The 13,894-nt window shown below is 63.1% G+C and carries 13 protein-coding genes; all 13 read right to left on the bottom strand.

What is annotated here, in order from left to right; genetic code table 11:
- Positions 1-491: 491 nt before the first annotated feature.
- The 13 genes from LB564_RS19440 to nuoG all read right to left on the bottom strand — a co-directional run bounded on the left by LB564_RS19440 (position 492) and on the right by nuoG (position 13,852).
- Entirely contained in the window at positions 492-776 is a 285-nt protein-coding gene (locus LB564_RS19440; RefSeq protein ID WP_140701767.1) for a DUF1467 family protein, read from the bottom strand.
- A complete protein-coding gene (mce, locus tag LB564_RS19435; RefSeq protein ID WP_140701768.1) occupies positions 773-1,177 on the bottom strand; it encodes a methylmalonyl-CoA epimerase in 405 nt (134 codons plus the stop codon). The genes LB564_RS19440 and mce overlap by 4 nt, the downstream gene beginning before the upstream one ends.
- Before the next feature lie 74 nt (positions 1,178-1,251).
- Positions 1,252-2,922, bottom strand: coding sequence for a ribonuclease J (locus tag LB564_RS19430; protein WP_224540157.1), 1,671 nt, complete (start codon positions 2,920-2,922; stop codon positions 1,252-1,254).
- A 94-nt stretch (positions 2,923-3,016) separates the two neighbouring features.
- On the bottom strand, positions 3,017-3,838 hold the full coding sequence (locus LB564_RS19425; protein ID WP_224540154.1) for a biotin--[acetyl-CoA-carboxylase] ligase: 822 nt from the start codon (positions 3,836-3,838) through the stop codon (positions 3,017-3,019).
- A gap of 4 nt (positions 3,839-3,842) precedes the next feature.
- Positions 3,843-5,279 carry an NADH-quinone oxidoreductase subunit NuoN gene (gene nuoN / locus LB564_RS19420; protein ID WP_224540152.1) on the bottom strand — a complete coding sequence of 479 codons (1,437 nt, stop codon included), beginning with the start codon at positions 5,277-5,279 and terminating at the stop codon, positions 3,843-3,845.
- A gap of 19 nt (positions 5,280-5,298) precedes the next feature.
- The gene (locus LB564_RS19415) at positions 5,299-6,804 is read right to left on the bottom strand and encodes an NADH-quinone oxidoreductase subunit M (protein WP_140701772.1); all 1,506 of its coding nucleotides are present in this window, start codon (positions 6,802-6,804) and stop codon (positions 5,299-5,301) included.
- Entirely contained in the window at positions 6,804-8,777 is a 1,974-nt protein-coding gene (nuoL, locus tag LB564_RS19410) for an NADH-quinone oxidoreductase subunit L (RefSeq protein WP_224540150.1), read from the bottom strand. Before nuoL ends, LB564_RS19415 begins: the two co-directional genes overlap by 1 nt.
- A 10-nt stretch (positions 8,778-8,787) precedes the next feature.
- On the bottom strand, positions 8,788-9,096 hold the full coding sequence (gene nuoK / locus LB564_RS19405; RefSeq protein ID WP_019858930.1) for an NADH-quinone oxidoreductase subunit NuoK: 309 nt from the start codon (positions 9,094-9,096) through the stop codon (positions 8,788-8,790).
- Between the two features lies 1 nt (position 9,097).
- Complete coding sequence (locus LB564_RS19400) at positions 9,098-9,718, bottom strand: NADH-quinone oxidoreductase subunit J (RefSeq protein ID WP_224540148.1); 621 nt, start codon at positions 9,716-9,718, stop codon at positions 9,098-9,100.
- A 261-nt stretch (positions 9,719-9,979) separates the two neighbouring features.
- Positions 9,980-10,471: an NADH-quinone oxidoreductase subunit NuoI gene (nuoI, locus tag LB564_RS19395; protein ID WP_023812382.1), complete on the bottom strand. Its 492-nt coding sequence runs from the start codon at positions 10,469-10,471 to the stop codon at positions 9,980-9,982.
- Positions 10,468-10,725 (bottom strand): hypothetical protein, encoded by a 258-nt coding sequence (locus LB564_RS19390; protein WP_140701775.1) that lies wholly within the window; start codon positions 10,723-10,725, stop codon positions 10,468-10,470. Before LB564_RS19390 ends, nuoI begins: the two co-directional genes overlap by 4 nt.
- Positions 10,725-11,768 (bottom strand): NADH-quinone oxidoreductase subunit NuoH, encoded by a 1,044-nt coding sequence (gene nuoH, locus LB564_RS19385; RefSeq protein WP_140701776.1) that lies wholly within the window; start codon positions 11,766-11,768, stop codon positions 10,725-10,727. Before nuoH ends, LB564_RS19390 begins: the two co-directional genes overlap by 1 nt.
- Positions 11,769-11,770: 2 nt before the next feature.
- Complete coding sequence (gene nuoG / locus LB564_RS19380; RefSeq protein WP_224540147.1) at positions 11,771-13,852, bottom strand: NADH-quinone oxidoreductase subunit NuoG; 2,082 nt, start codon at positions 13,850-13,852, stop codon at positions 11,771-11,773.
- Positions 13,853-13,894 lie beyond the last annotated feature (42 nt).

Here is a 13,894-nt window from a genome sequence, read left to right as displayed (position 1 = left end):
TGCCGGCGCCGACAATGGAACCCACCGAACCTCTTAGGGTTGACGCGCCAATTCTTTCCGCGCGTCAATCGTGAACATGGCGCGAAGGCTTGCTGTTCGTTTCAAAAGCAAAGCCTGCCGCACTATTGTGCAGTGCAGCACGAGAATGCCCGTTTCAAGGCAAAATTCTTCGTGACATTTTCATTTCGGTTGGGCTAATGTGCCCCGATAACCGAGAGGGCAGAAAAAAATCTGCCTTCCTACGCGGTCAAAGTCTTGGGAGGATGCGATCTAGGCGCGGTTACTCGCTGCCGCCGGAAACCGGAAACAGATCGGACGCGTTTAATTGCAAGGCCTCGTGCCTTGCATTTTTTTTGTGCAATCATCTGGTTAGCACCATGATTTGCCGGGCTACATGACCTTGCGTCAGCAGCTCATGGCCGCCAGACCGGGCGGCGTCCCGATGCCCATCCGCGGCTTCGATCTCGTCGAAGCACCTTTGCCGGGGCTACCTACTTGGCCGGGGTCTGGCCGAAATCCGGCACGATGTGCGGGATGTCATTGAGGCTGTATCCCAGCCCATGCGTCAGGCCATAGAAAATGCCCATCAGAACAGCCGTCGCGATGGTGGTGCGGATCACGGCGCGCAACATATGTGGCCCGCGCGGCGCGCTCGGAACCGTGCCCAGCGTCACCTCGCGATCGTCGTCCTGCGTCCTGACGCTGAACGGCAGGACGGCAAACAGCACCACCCACCAGGTCGCGAAAAACAGCGCCGTGAACGAGACCCAGCTCATGATTGCTCCAGTTCGATCAGCGTGCCGAAGAAATCCTTCGGATGCAGGAACAGTACCGGCTTGCCATGCGCCCCTGGCTTCGGATTGCCGTCGCCCAGCACGCGGGCACCGGCGGCCTTGAGCTGGTCGCGCGCTGCCAGGATGTCGTCGACCTCGTAGCAGAGATGATGCATGCCGCCGGACGGGTTCTTCGCCAGGAACGCCGCGATCGGCGAGTTCTCGCCCAGCGGCTCCAGCAATTCGATCTTGGTGTTGCCGACATTGACGAACACCACGGTGACGCCATGCTCCGGCAACGCCTGCGGCTCGGTCACTTCGGCGCCGAGCGTGTCGCGGTAAGCGGCAATGGCTGCAGCCAGATCCGGCACCGCAAGCGCGACATGGTTCAGCCGTCCGAGCATTGGTTCACTCCGGGGGGTAGTGAGTAGTGAGTGGTACCAAACAGCGGACATGACTATTCATTATTCACTACTCACTACCTGGTCACAAACACCGTCACCAGCGGCTTCTTGCCCCAGGCTTCGTTGGCCGCGCCACGCACCGCGCGCCGTACCGCCTCCTGCACCAGGTCGAGGTCCTTGCGGCGCTGCCGCGGGATCGAATCGACCGCGCCGACGGCCGCGTCGATCATCAAATCCTCGAGCGCCTCGCCGCTGGCATCCGCCTCGGCGACGCCGATGGCGACCAGATCGGGATCGCCGGCCAGCTCATACTTGTCATCGAGCACGACATTGACCGCGACATGGCCGGCAAAGGACAGTTTGCGGCGGTCGCGAATGCCCATCGCCTGATCGCTGCCGATCAGGTTGCCGTCCTTGTAGACGCGGCCGAACGGCACCTGGTCGATGATCGTGGCGGGACCTGGCGCGAGCCGCAGCATGTCGCCGTCGCGCACCTGCGCCACCTGGCCGATGCCGGAGGTCGACATCAGCGAGCCCTGCGCCACCAGGTGCGCTGCCTCGCCATGCACGGGAACGCCGATTTGCGGGCGCACCCATTCGTACATTTTGCGCAATTCGCTGCGCCGGGGGTGGCCGGAGACGTGCACCAGCGCATCGCCGTCCTCGATGATCTTTATGCCGAGATCGATGAGGCGGTTCTTGATTTCGAGGATCGCCTTCTCGTTGCCGGGAATGGTGCGCGAGGAAAACACCACCGTGTCGCCCGCCGTCAGCGACACCGATTTCATCTCGTCGCGCGACAGCTTGGCAAGGGCCGCCAGCGGCTCCCCCTGGCTGCCGGTGCAGATGATGACCAGGTTTTCGCGCGGGATGAAGCCGAAGTCCTCCTCGGCGATGAACTCCGGCAGCCCGTCCATGTAGCCAAGCTCGTCGGCCACATCGATGACGCGCTTCAGCGAGCGGCCGAGCACGAGACACTGGCGGCCGGCATCGCGCGCCGCCCGGGCGATCGAAACGATGCGCCCGACATTGGAGGAGAATGTGGTGACGGCGACGCGGCCCTTGGCGGCCTGGATGACGCCTTTCAGGCCTTCGCCGACGGCCACTTCCGAAGGCGACTCGCCTTCGCGCAGCGCATTGGTCGAATCGCAGATCAGCGCCAGCACGCCCTTGTCGCCATAGGCACGGAAGCGCGCCTCGTCGGTCTTGGGACCGATCGTCGGTTCCGGGTCGATCTTCCAGTCGCCGGTGTGGATGACGGTGCCCGCCGGCGACGTGATTGCCAGCGACATCGGTTCTGGAATCGAGTGCGCCACCGGAATGGCTTCGATCTCGAAGGGACCGACGGTGAACTTTTCGCCGGCCCGGTAGATCGTCACCGGGATTTTCGGCGCGCCCTGCTCGCCTTGCCGCTTGGCGTCCAGCAGGCCGGCGCTGAACGGCGTCATCCAGACTGGCGCCTTCAGCTTCGGCCAGATGTCGAGCAGTGCGCCGTAATGGTCCTCATGCGCGTGGGTGATGATGATGCCGCGCAAATTGGCGAGGTTCTCCTCGATGAAGCGCGTGTCGGGCAGGATCAGGTCGACGCCCGGATGCGCCGCGTCGGGAAAGGTGACGCCGACATCGATGACGATCCACTCGCGCGCGCTCGGTGGGCCGTAGCCGTAGAGGGCGAAGTTCATGCCGATCTCGCCGACGCCGCCGAGCGGCACGAAGACGAGTTCGGCGTTGTCCGCTTTCGCCATTATTTTTCCCTTCCTGGCCCTCGGGCCAAGCCGTTAAAGCAATTCCAGCAAACGTATCTAACGGTTTTCAGGCCGGAATTGCTCAAAAACAAAACTATATCCGCGCGGACGCAACCGCGCCGAAATGCACATCGCCGGCGGCGACCGTCAGGACAGAACCCTCATCGTCGCGGATCACGAAACGGCAGTCCTCGTCAATGGTCTCGAACACGCCACGCACCACATTACCGTCAATTCTGACAGCAACCTCGCCGCCGAGGCCCGCGGCGCGGGCCAACCAGTGCTTCCTGATGGCGGCAAGGCCACGCCCTTCGTCCCAAAGGCGGGCATTCTCGCTCCAGGCGTCGGATAGCGCCAGAAACAGCGTCTCGGCATCGCAAGCCGCGCCCAGCGCGTGGAGCGATGTCGCGGGATAGGGCAGATCTTGCGGGTGCGCCACGACATTGACGCCGATGCCGACCGCCACCGCGAAGCGGCCGCCGTCGAGCATAGCCGACTCCAGCAGGATGCCGGCGAGTTTCGCCCCTGACGCCAGCACATCGTTCGGCCATTTCAGCTCGAAGCGGTTCTGTCCCTGGCTCGCGCCGTCCAGCCCAATCGCGATGCGGCCCTTCGGCACCACCGCGTCGAGCGCGTCGGCCAGCGCCAGTCCAGCGACGAAACCGAGCGTCGCGGCGAGGCGCAGCTCGCCGCCGGTGAGCACGAGCAGCGTCGCCGCCAGATTGCCTTGCGGCGTTGCCCAGGCCCGGCCGCGCCGGCCTCGCCCGCTTTCCTGCTTCTTGGAAACGACCCAGAGCTTGCCGGGATCGCCGGCGCGGGCATGGTCCAGCGCCAGCGCGTTGGTGGAGCCAACACTGTCATGCGCCTCGAGCCGGAACCCTTCCGACGCCGAGGTTGGAGCCAGCCGAAATGCCATCCCGTCAGAAAAATGTCTTGGCGGCGGCTTCGGCATAGGTGCCGATCGGCCCGCCGATCAGCACGTAGAACAGCACGAAGGCGCCGCTGACGCCGAGCACGAGCCGCAATTCGCTGGCCATCGGCACGAAACCGCCGACCGGCTCATCGAACCACATGATCTTGATGATACGCAGATAATAGTAGGCGCCCACCACCGAGGCCAGCACGCCGATGATCGCCAGCGCGTAGAGATGGGCGTTGATGGCGGCGAGGAAGACGTACCACTTCCCCCAGAAGCCGGCGAGCGGCGGAATGCCGGCCAGCGAGAACATCAGGATGGTCAGGATCGTCGCCATGACCGGGTTGGTCGACGACAGGCCGGCGAGATCGCTGATCTGCTCGACATTGCCCTCCTTGCGCCGCATGGCGAGGATGAAGGCGAAAGTGCCGAGCGTCATCACCAGGTAGATCAGCATGTAGATGGCAACACCGCGCACGCCGGCCTGGCTGTTGGCGGCAAGGCCGACCAGCGCATAGCCCATATGGCCGATCGAGGAATAGGCCATCAGCCGCTTGATGTTGGTCTGGCCGATGGCGGCGAAGGCGCCGAGCGCCATCGAGGCGATCGAGATGAAGACGATGATCTGCTGCCAGTCGGAAGCGATCGGCTTGAACGCGCCCATGGTGACGCGCACGATCAGCGCCATCGCCGCCATCTTCGGTGCCGCGGCCAGGAAAGCCGTCACCGGGGTTGGCGCGCCCTCATAGACGTCCGGCGTCCACATGTGGAACGGCACCGCCGAGATCTTGAAGGCAAGCCCGGCCAGCACGAAGACGAGGCCGAAGACGAGGCCAAGCTGGCGTTCGCCGCTGCCGAGCGCCGTGGCGATCTCCTGGAAGCCGGTGTTGCCGGTGTAACCGTAGACCAGGCTGATGCCGTAGAGCAGCATGCCCGACGACAGCGCGCCGAGGACGAAATATTTCAGGCCGGCTTCGGTCGAACGCAGATTGTCGCGGTTGATCGCGGCCAGCACATAGATCGCCAGCGACTGCAGTTCGAGGCCGAGATAGAGCCCGATCATGCCGTTGGCCGAGATCATCAGCATCATGCCCAGCGTGCAGAGCAGGATCAGCACCGGATATTCGAACTTGTCGAAACGCTCCGCCTTGGCAAAGCGCATCGACATCACCAGCGTCACCGCCGAGCCGACCAGCGCCAGCACCTTCATGAAGCGGGCGAAGGAATCCTGGACGAAGGCGTTGCCATAGGCGCTGCCCTGCCCCGTCGAAAAGATCAGCCAGGCGCCCGCGATCACCAGCACGGCGACGGCAAGGCCGGTCACCGTATTGGCGGTGTTGGAACGCGAATAGGCCCCGACCATCAGCAGCGCGAGCGCGCCGATGGCAAGGATCAGCTCGGGCGTCGAGAGCGACAGGCTGGAGAGAAGGTCCGGCGTCATGATTCGCAAAACCCCTGGGTCAGTTCGCCGCCGCGGTCTGCGCGGCGCCGATGGATGCGGTGACATTGGTGACGAGCGACTTGACCGACTGGGCCGTCGCGTCGAAGACGGGGGCGGGATAGACGCCGAAGAAGATGACCAGGATGACCAGCGGATAGATGATCGCCTTCTCGCGGGTCGAGAGGTCGAGCAGGCCCTTCAGGCTGTCCTTGGTCAGCGCGCCGAAGATCACCCGGCGGTAGAGCCAGAGCGCGTAGGCGGCCGACAGGATGACGCCGGTGGCGGCGAAGAACGCCACCCAGGTGTTGACCCGGAAGACGCCCAGCATGGTCAGGAATTCGCCGACGAAGCCCGACGTGCCCGGCAGGCCGACATTGGCCATGGTGAAGATCAGGAACACGGTGGCGTATTTCGGCATGTTGTTGACCAGGCCGCCATAGGCCGCGATCTCACGCGTGTGCATGCGGTCGTAGATGACGCCGACGCACAGGAACAGCGCGCCCGAGACCAGGCCGTGGCTGAGCATCTGAAAGATCGCGCCCTGCACGCCTTCCTGGTTCATGGCGAAGATGCCCATGGTGACGAAGCCCATATGGGCGACCGACGAATAGGCGATCAGCTTCTTCATGTCCTCCTGCATCAGCGCCACCAGCGAGGTGTAGATGATGGCGACGACCGAGAGCGTGAACACCAGCGGCGCGAACATTTCGGAGGCCAGCGGGAACATCGGCAAGGAGAAGCGCAGGAAACCGTACCCGCCCATTTTCAGGAGGATGCCGGCCAAGATGACGGAACCGGCCGTCGGCGCCTCGACGTGCGCGTCGGGCAGCCAGGTGTGCACCGGCCACATCGGCATCTTCACCGCGAAGGAAGCGAAGAAGGCAAGCCATAGCCAGGTCTGCATGTTGGCCGGGAAATTGTGCGTCAGAAGCGTCGGGATGTCGGTCGTGCCGGCCTGGAAGAACATCGCCATGATGGCGAGCAGCATCAGCACCGAACCGGCGAGCGTATAGAGGAAGAACTTGAACGAGGCGTAGACGCGCCGTTTGCCGCCCCACACGCCGATGATGATGAACATCGGGATCAGGCCGGCTTCGAAGAAGACGTAGAACAGCACGATGTCGAGCGCGCAGAACACGCCGATCATCAGCGTTTCCAAGAGCAAGAAGGCGATCATATAGGCCTTGACGCGCTTCTCGATCGCTTCCCACGAGGCCAGGATGCAAAGCGGCATCAGGAAGGTCGTCAGGATGACGAACAGCATGGAAATGCCGTCGACGCCCATATGGTAGGAAATGCCGGAGTCGAGCCAGGCGGTCTTCTCGACGAACTGGAAGCCGGCCTGCGAATTATCGAAGCCGGTCCAGATGAACAGCGATACCACGAAGGTGAAAGCCGTGGTTATGAACGCGATCGCGCGGATGTTGCGGCGCGCGTTTTCGCTGTCATCCCTGATGAACAGGATCAACAGCGCACCAACCAGCGGCAGGAAGGTGACCAGCGAGAGGATTGGCCAGGCGGTCATCAGAGCATCATCCAGGTGACGAGTGCGGCAACGCCGATCAGCATGGCGAAGGCGTAGTGGTAGAGATAGCCGGTCTGCAGCTTGACGACGCGGTTGGTGACATCGACGACGCGTGCCGAAATGCCGTCAGGTCCGAGCCCGTCGATAATGGTCCCGTCGCCGGTCTTCCACAGGAAGTGGCCGAGTGCCTTCGCCGGGCGCACGAACAAGAAGTCGTAGAGCTCGTCGAAATACCACTTGTTGAGCAGGAAGGCGTAGAGCCCGCGATGCTGCGCGGCGAGATTGGCCGGCATTTCCGGCGAGCGGATATAGAACTTCCACGCCAGCGCCAGGCCGATCAGCATGGCGATGAAGGGCGACAACTCCACCCACAGCGGCAGTTCATGGATTTCATGCAGGATATGGTTGTCCGGCAGCGTGAACAGCGACGCCTTCCAGAACTCGGCATAGCCTTCGCCGATGAAGGAATTGTGGAAGATGATGCCGGCAAACAGCGCGCCGGCCGCCAGGATGAACAGCGGCACCAGCATCACCGGCGGCGATTCATGGACGTGATGCATCACCTCGTGGCTCGCCCGCGGCTTGCCATGGAAGGTCATGAAGATCAGCCGCCAGGAATAGAAGGAGGTGAAGCCGGCGGCGATCACCAGCAGCACGAAAGCCATGCCCGCGACGGAATTGTGCCCGGCAAAGGCCGTCTCGATGATGGCATCCTTGGAGAAGAAGCCGGCGGTACCGATGACGGTCACCGGAATGCCGACGCCGGTCAGCGCCAGCGTGCCGATCACCATCATCCAGTAGGTGGTCGGGATCAGCTTCCTCAGACCGCCCATCTTGCGCATGTCCTGCTCGTCGGAAACGGCATGGATGACCGAGCCCGAGCCGAGGAACAGCAGCGCCTTGAAGAAGGCGTGCGTGAACAAATGGAAGATCGCCGCGCCATAGGCGCCGACGCCGAGCGCCACGAACATGTAGCCGAGCTGCGAGCAGGTCGAATAGGCGATGACGCGCTTGATGTCGTTCTGGACGAGACCGACGGTCGCCGCGAAGAAAGCGGTGAAGGCGCCGATGAAGGTCACCACCGTCAGCGCCGAATGCGACAGTTCGAACAGCGGCGACAGCCGCGCCAGCATGAACACGCCGGCCGTCACCATGGTGGCGGCATGGATGAGCGCCGACACCGGTGTCGGGCCTTCCATGGCGTCCGGCAGCCAGGTGTGCAACGGCACCTGCGCCGACTTGCCCATGGCGCCCATGAACAGCAGCAGGCACACGACCGTCATCGCAGCCTGCTTGTCGAGCGCATGGCCAAGGAAAGTGAGCACGGCCGCACCCTGCGGCGCGCCTTCAGCGGGAATGAACGTCGCCGCATTGGCGAAGATGGTGCCGAGATTGACCGAGCCGAACAGCACGAACACGCCGAAAATGCCGAGCGCGAAGCCGAAATCGCCGACGCGGTTGACGACGAAGGCCTTGATGGCCGCGGCATTGGCGGAGGGCTTCTTGTACCAGAAACCGATCAGCAGGTAGGACGCGAGGCCCACTCCTTCCCAGCCGAAGAACATCTGCACCAGGTTGTCTGCCGTCACCAGCATCAGCATGGCGAAGGTGAACAGCGACAGATAGGCGAAGAAACGCGGCCGGTTCGGATCGTGGTGCATGTAGCCGATCGAATAGATATGAACCAGCGCCGACACGGTGTTGACCACCACCAGCATCACCACCGTCAGCGTGTCGATCCTGAGCGCCCAGGAGACGTCCAGCCCGCCGGACTGGATCCAGTGCAGCACCGGCACGGTGAACACTTCGCCATGGCCGAAGCCGACGCTGAAGAAGGCAACCCAAGACAGCACCGCCGAGATCACCAGGAAGCCCGAGGTGATGTATTCGGATGCCTTGGCGCCGAGCGCGTTGCCGAACAGGCCCACGATCAGGAAGCCGAGCAGCGGAAGGAAGACGATCGCTTGATACATAGTCGCCCCGTCAACCCTTCATCATGTTCACGTCTTCGACCGCGATCGAGCCGCGGTTGCGGAAGAAGACGACGAGAATGGCAAGTCCGATCGCGGCTTCAGCCGCCGCGACCGTCAGCACGAACAGCGCGAACACCTGGCCGACCAGATCGCCGAGCGCCGCCGAGAAGGCGACGAAATTGATGTTGACCGCCAGCAGAATCAGCTCGACCGACATCAGGATGACGATGACGTTCTTGCGGTTCAGGAAGATGCCGAACACGCCGAGCGTGAACAGGATCGCCGATACGGTCAGATAATGTGCGATGCCGACGACCATCTCAGACTCCTTCGCCCGACTTGACCTTGCGGATTTCCATGCCGGTCGCCGGCGTGCGGCCGACCTGGGCTGCGATCGACTGCCGCTTGACCCCTTCCTTGTGGCGCAGCGTCAAGACGATGGCGCCGATCATGGCGACCAGCAGGATGAGGCCCGAAATCTGGAAGTAGTAGAGGTAGTCGGTATAGAGGATGTCGCCGAGCGCGGCCGTGTTAGAACGCGCGGCGAGGTCCGGAATTGGCTTTGCGACCGTCGAGGCGAGTTTTGGCGCGAAGGTGTAGCCGCCGAGCACGATGATCAGCTCCGCCGCCAGGATCAGCCCGACCAGCGCGCCGATCGGCGCGTATTGCAGGGCGCCGCTCTTCAGCTCGGCGAAATCGACGTCGAGCATCATGACGACGAACAGGAACAGCACCATCACCGCGCCGACATAGACGACGAGCAGGATCATCGCCAGGAACTCGGCGCCGGTCAGCATGAACAGACCGGCGGCGTTGAAGAAGGTCAGGATCAGGAACAGCACCGAATGCACGGGGTTGCGCGACGAAATGACCATGAACGCCGATGCCACCGCGACAAAGGCGAAGAGGTAGAAAAAGGCCGCCTCTAGTCCACTCAGCATTGGGGATCCCCCGGGTTCCTGTCCAAACAGGACGCTCGTCCTGTTTGTTGTCTTTGGCTTCGTCCCGCCTCCGGTAGCGAAGCCGCGTTGTCCTTAGACGTGCGACGTCGCGCCGTCCACTTTCTTGTTCCTTCTCCCCGTTCACGGGGAGAAGGTGGCCCGAAGGGCCGGATGAGGGGCAGCGCGGAGATTTGCAGCCTTGGCGCCGCCCTCATCTGCCTGCCGGCATCTTCTCCCCGTGAATGGGGAGAAGCACGCTAATCACCGATAAGGCGAGTCCAGCGAGATGTTGCGCGCCAGTTCGCGCTCCCACCGGTCGCCATTCGCCAACAGCTTGTCCTTGTCGTAGTAGAGTTCCTCGCGCGTCTCCGTCGCGAACTCGAAATTCGGCCCCTCGACAATGGCGTCGACCGGGCAGGCTTCCTGGCAGAAGCCGCAATAGATGCACTTCACCATATCGATGTCGTAGCGCACGGTGCGGCGCGTGCCGTCATTGCGGCGCGGCCCGGCCTCGATGGTGATGGCCTGCGCCGGGCAGATCGCCTCGCACAATTTGCAGGCAATGCAGCGTTCCTCGCCATTGGGATAGCGGCGCAGCGCATGCTCGCCCCGGAAGCGCGGGCTGGTCGGCCCCTTCTCATGCGGATAGTTGATCGTCTCCTTCGGCGCGAAGAACTGGCGCATCGACAGGAAGAAGGCGCTGACGAAATCCTGCAGCAGCAGCGATTTGGCGGCCTGGGACAGAGCACTCATTCAGCACCCCCAAATACTTGAATTGCGGTGACGGCGCCAACAAACCCGAACAGGATCGGCATCAGGAAGCGATACGCGGCTCTCGTGAGCGACGCCACTTGCTGCCTATCCCAACTAAATATAGGAGCGCGGTAGTTTGCGGAGAGCTTCTGCCCCTGCTGTCGTAGCACATAAGGCAACACAACAACATTGCCGAACATGGCAACAAGCAGGCCGGCAACAACTCCCAAAAAACCCGCAGATATATCACTCATCACGCAAACCCCGTGATCTTGAGGAAAGCAGCGGTGGCGACGACCATGAACAGCGAGATCGGCAGGAACACTTTCCAGCCCAGCCGCATCAGCTGGTCGTAGCGGTAGCGCGGCACGAAGGCCTTCACCATCGAGATGCCGAAGAACACGAAGCAGACCTTCAGCACGAACCAGATGACGCCCGGCACCCAGGTGAAGGGCGCGAAGTCGAAGGGCGGCAGCCAGCCGCCGAGGAACAGGATGGTGGCCAGCGCGCACATCAGGACGATGGCGACATACTCGCCCAGGAAGAACAGCAGGAACGGCGTCGAGGAATATTCGACCATGTGGCCGGCGACCAGCTCCGATTCGGCTTCGACCAGATCGAAGGGCGGCCGGTTCGTCTCGGCCAGCGCCGAGATGAAGAAGATGATGAACATCGGGAACAGCGCCAGCCAGTTCCAGTCGAGGAAGGTGTTGGGCAGGCCAAGCCGCGTGCCAATTCCGTCATGCTGCGACAGCACGATATCGCTGAGGTTGAGCGAGCCGGCGGTCAGCAGAACGGTGACGATGACGAAGCCGATCGAGACCTCGTAGGACACCATCTGCGCCGCCGAACGCAGCGCGCCGAGGAATGGATATTTCGAGTTGGACGCCCAGCCGCCCATGATAACGCCATAAACCTCCAGCGAGGAGATGGCGAAGACATAGAGGATGCCGACATTGACGTTGGCGATCGCCCAGCCCTCATTGACCGGAATGACCGCCCAGGCCGAGATCGCCAGCACCGCCGAGACCAGCGGCGCCAGGAGGAACACCCCCTTGTTGGCGCCGGACGGGATGACCGGTTCCTTAAAGACGAATTTCAGCAGGTCGGCAAAGGCCTGCAGCGTACCCCAGGGGCCGACGACATTCGGGCCGCGGCGCAATTGCACGGCCGCCCAGATCTTGCGGTCGGCGTAGAGAATGTAGGCGACGAAGACCAAAAGGATAACGATCAGCACGACCGATTTCAGTAGAATGATCAGCGCCGGCAGCACGTAGAAGGAGAAGAAGGTGTCCATGCTTATTCCGCCGCCTGCTTGAAGCCGCTCTTGGCCAATGCCGAGCATTCAGCCATCACGGCCGACGCGCGCGCGATCGGATTGGTCAGGTAGAAATCCGTGACCGGCGAGGTGAACGTGCCCTTGTTCAGCCGCCCGCCGAGCTTCGCCACATTGGCGATGTCCTCGGCATTGCCGGCCGCGACCTGATCGATGCGGGCCAGATGCGGGTATTCGCCATAAAGCTTGGCACGCAGCTGCGGCAGCGAGTCGAACGGCAGCTTCTTGCCCAGCACATCCGATAGGGCTCTCAAGATCGCCCAATCCTCGCGCGCATCGCCCGGCGCGAAGCCGGCGCGGTTGGTCTGCTGCACACGCCCCTCGGTGTTGACATAGGTGCCGGACTTCTCGGTATAGGCCGCCGCCGGCAGGATGACATTGGCGCGGTGCGCGCCGGCGTCGCCATGCGTGCCGACATAGACGACGAAGGCGCCGCCGGTCTTCGACATATCGATCTCGTCGGCGCCGAGCAGGAACAGCACATCCGTCTCGCCCAGCATGCCGGCAACGTCCTTGCCGCCCTCGCCCGGCACGAAGCCGAGGTCGAGGCCGCCGACGCGCGCCGCCGCATTGTGCAGCACGGCAAAGCCGTTCCAGTCCGCGCGAGCAGCATTCACCGCCGCAGCGAGCCTGGCCGCCTGGCCGAGCACGGCCGCGCCATCGGCGCGCGCCAGCGCGCCCTGGCCGACGATGATCAGGGGATGCGTCGCCTTCTTCAGCGTCTGGAAGAACTTGCCGTTGCCGTCCGCCAGATCCTTCAGCGAATCCGGTCCGGCGCCCAGCTGTTCATAGTCATAGCGTGTGTCGCCGATATCGCCGATGACGCCGACCGGGAGATTGCCGAGACGCCAGCGCTTGCGGATGCGGGCATTGAGCACCGAAGCCTCGTAGCGCGGATTGGCGCCGATGATCAGCACCGCGTCGGCCTGCTCGATGCCTTCAATGGTCGGGTTGAAGATATAGCTGGCGCGTCCGAGCGCCGGATCGAGTGCCGCGCCATCCTGGCGGCAATCGGTGTTCTTCGAGCCAAGCGAGGCCATCAGGAGCTTCAGAGCGTAGATCTCCTCCACCGCCGCCAGATCGCCTGATATCGCGCCAATCTTGTCGGGAGCTGCCGCCGAAACCGCGCCCTTGATCGCCGCGAAGGCCTCGGCCCAGCTTGCCGGAACCAGCTTGCCGTCCTTGCGTACATAGGGGCGGTCGAGGCGCTGCGTGCGCAGGCCGTCCCAGATGAAGCGGGTCTTGTCGGAAATCCATTCCTCGTTCACCTGCTCGTTGACGCGCGGCAGGATGCGCATCACTTCGCGGCCACGGCTGTCGACGCGGATCGCCGAGCCGACGGCGTCCATGACGTCGATGGATTCGGTCTTGGTCAGTTCCCACGGCCGCGCCTGGAAGGCGAAAGGCTTGGAGGTCAGCGCGCCGACCGGGCAGAGATCGATGACATTGCCCTGCAGCTCCGAGGTCATCGCCTGTTCGAGATAGGTGGTGATCTCCGCATCCTCGCCACGGCCGATCAGACCAAGTTCGGAAATGCCGGCAACCTCGGTGGTGAAACGGACGCAGCGCGTGCAGTGGATGCAGCGGTTCATCACCGTCTTGACCAGCGGCCCGATATACTTGTCTTCGACCGCGCGCTTGTTCTCGTGATAGCGCGAGGAATCGACGCCGAAGGCCATCGCCTGGTCCTGCAGGTCGCACTCGCCGCCCTGGTCGCATATCGGGCAATCCAGCGGATGGTTGATCAGCAGGAATTCCATCACGCCTTCCCGGGCCTTCTTGACCATCGGCGTGTTGGTGAAGATTTCCGGCGGCTCGCCATTGGGGCCGGGGCGCAGGTCGCGCACGCCCATGGCGCAGGAGGCCTGAGGCTTGGGCGGCCCGCCCTTCACCTCGATCAGGCACATGCGGCAGTTGCCGGCGATCGACAGCCGCTCATGGAAGCAGAAACGCGGCACTTCCGCGCCCGCGTCCTCCGCAGCCTGCAGCAGCGTGTAGTGGTCGGGTACAGTGATTTCTTTCCCGTCGACCTTGAGCTTTGCCATTCGTCTCAAACCCCTGCGGATTTCCCGCAATCTCATTTTCCG

Source organism: Mesorhizobium sp. ES1-6 (assembly GCF_020164775.1).
Classification (GTDB): Bacteria; Pseudomonadota; Alphaproteobacteria; order Rhizobiales; family Rhizobiaceae; genus Mesorhizobium.
The sequence above is the reverse complement of the archived record's forward strand: the minus strand, read 5'-3'. Positions and strand labels throughout refer to the sequence as shown.

Bases quoted from the DNA above. Each gene is read 5' to 3' on its own strand.
- LB564_RS19440 (WP_140701767.1), bottom strand. From the start codon at position 776: ATGAGCTGGGTCTCGTTCACGGCGCTGTTTTTCGCGACCTGGTGGGTG.
- mce (WP_140701768.1), bottom strand. From the start codon at position 1,177: ATGCTCGGACGGCTGAACCATGTCGCGCTTGCGGTGCCGGATCTGGCT.
- LB564_RS19430 (WP_224540157.1), bottom strand. From the start codon at position 2,922: ATGGCGAAAGCGGACAACGCCGAACTCGTCTTCGTGCCGCTCGGCGGC.
- LB564_RS19425 (WP_224540154.1), bottom strand. From the start codon at position 3,838: ATGGCATTTCGGCTGGCTCCAACCTCGGCGTCGGAAGGGTTCCGGCTC.
- nuoN (WP_224540152.1), bottom strand. From the start codon at position 5,279: ATGACGCCGGACCTTCTCTCCAGCCTGTCGCTCTCGACGCCCGAGCTG.
- LB564_RS19415 (WP_140701772.1), bottom strand. From the start codon at position 6,804: ATGACCGCCTGGCCAATCCTCTCGCTGGTCACCTTCCTGCCGCTGGTT.
- nuoL (WP_224540150.1), bottom strand. From the start codon at position 8,777: ATGTATCAAGCGATCGTCTTCCTTCCGCTGCTCGGCTTCCTGATCGTG.
- nuoK (WP_019858930.1), bottom strand. From the start codon at position 9,096: ATGGTCGTCGGCATCGCACATTATCTGACCGTATCGGCGATCCTGTTC.
- LB564_RS19400 (WP_224540148.1), bottom strand. From the start codon at position 9,718: ATGCTGAGTGGACTAGAGGCGGCCTTTTTCTACCTCTTCGCCTTTGTC.
- nuoI (WP_023812382.1), bottom strand. From the start codon at position 10,471: ATGAGTGCTCTGTCCCAGGCCGCCAAATCGCTGCTGCTGCAGGATTTC.
- LB564_RS19390 (WP_140701775.1), bottom strand. From the start codon at position 10,725: ATGAGTGATATATCTGCGGGTTTTTTGGGAGTTGTTGCCGGCCTGCTT.
- nuoH (WP_140701776.1), bottom strand. From the start codon at position 11,768: ATGGACACCTTCTTCTCCTTCTACGTGCTGCCGGCGCTGATCATTCTA.
- nuoG (WP_224540147.1), bottom strand. From the start codon at position 13,852: ATGGCAAAGCTCAAGGTCGACGGGAAAGAAATCACTGTACCCGACCAC.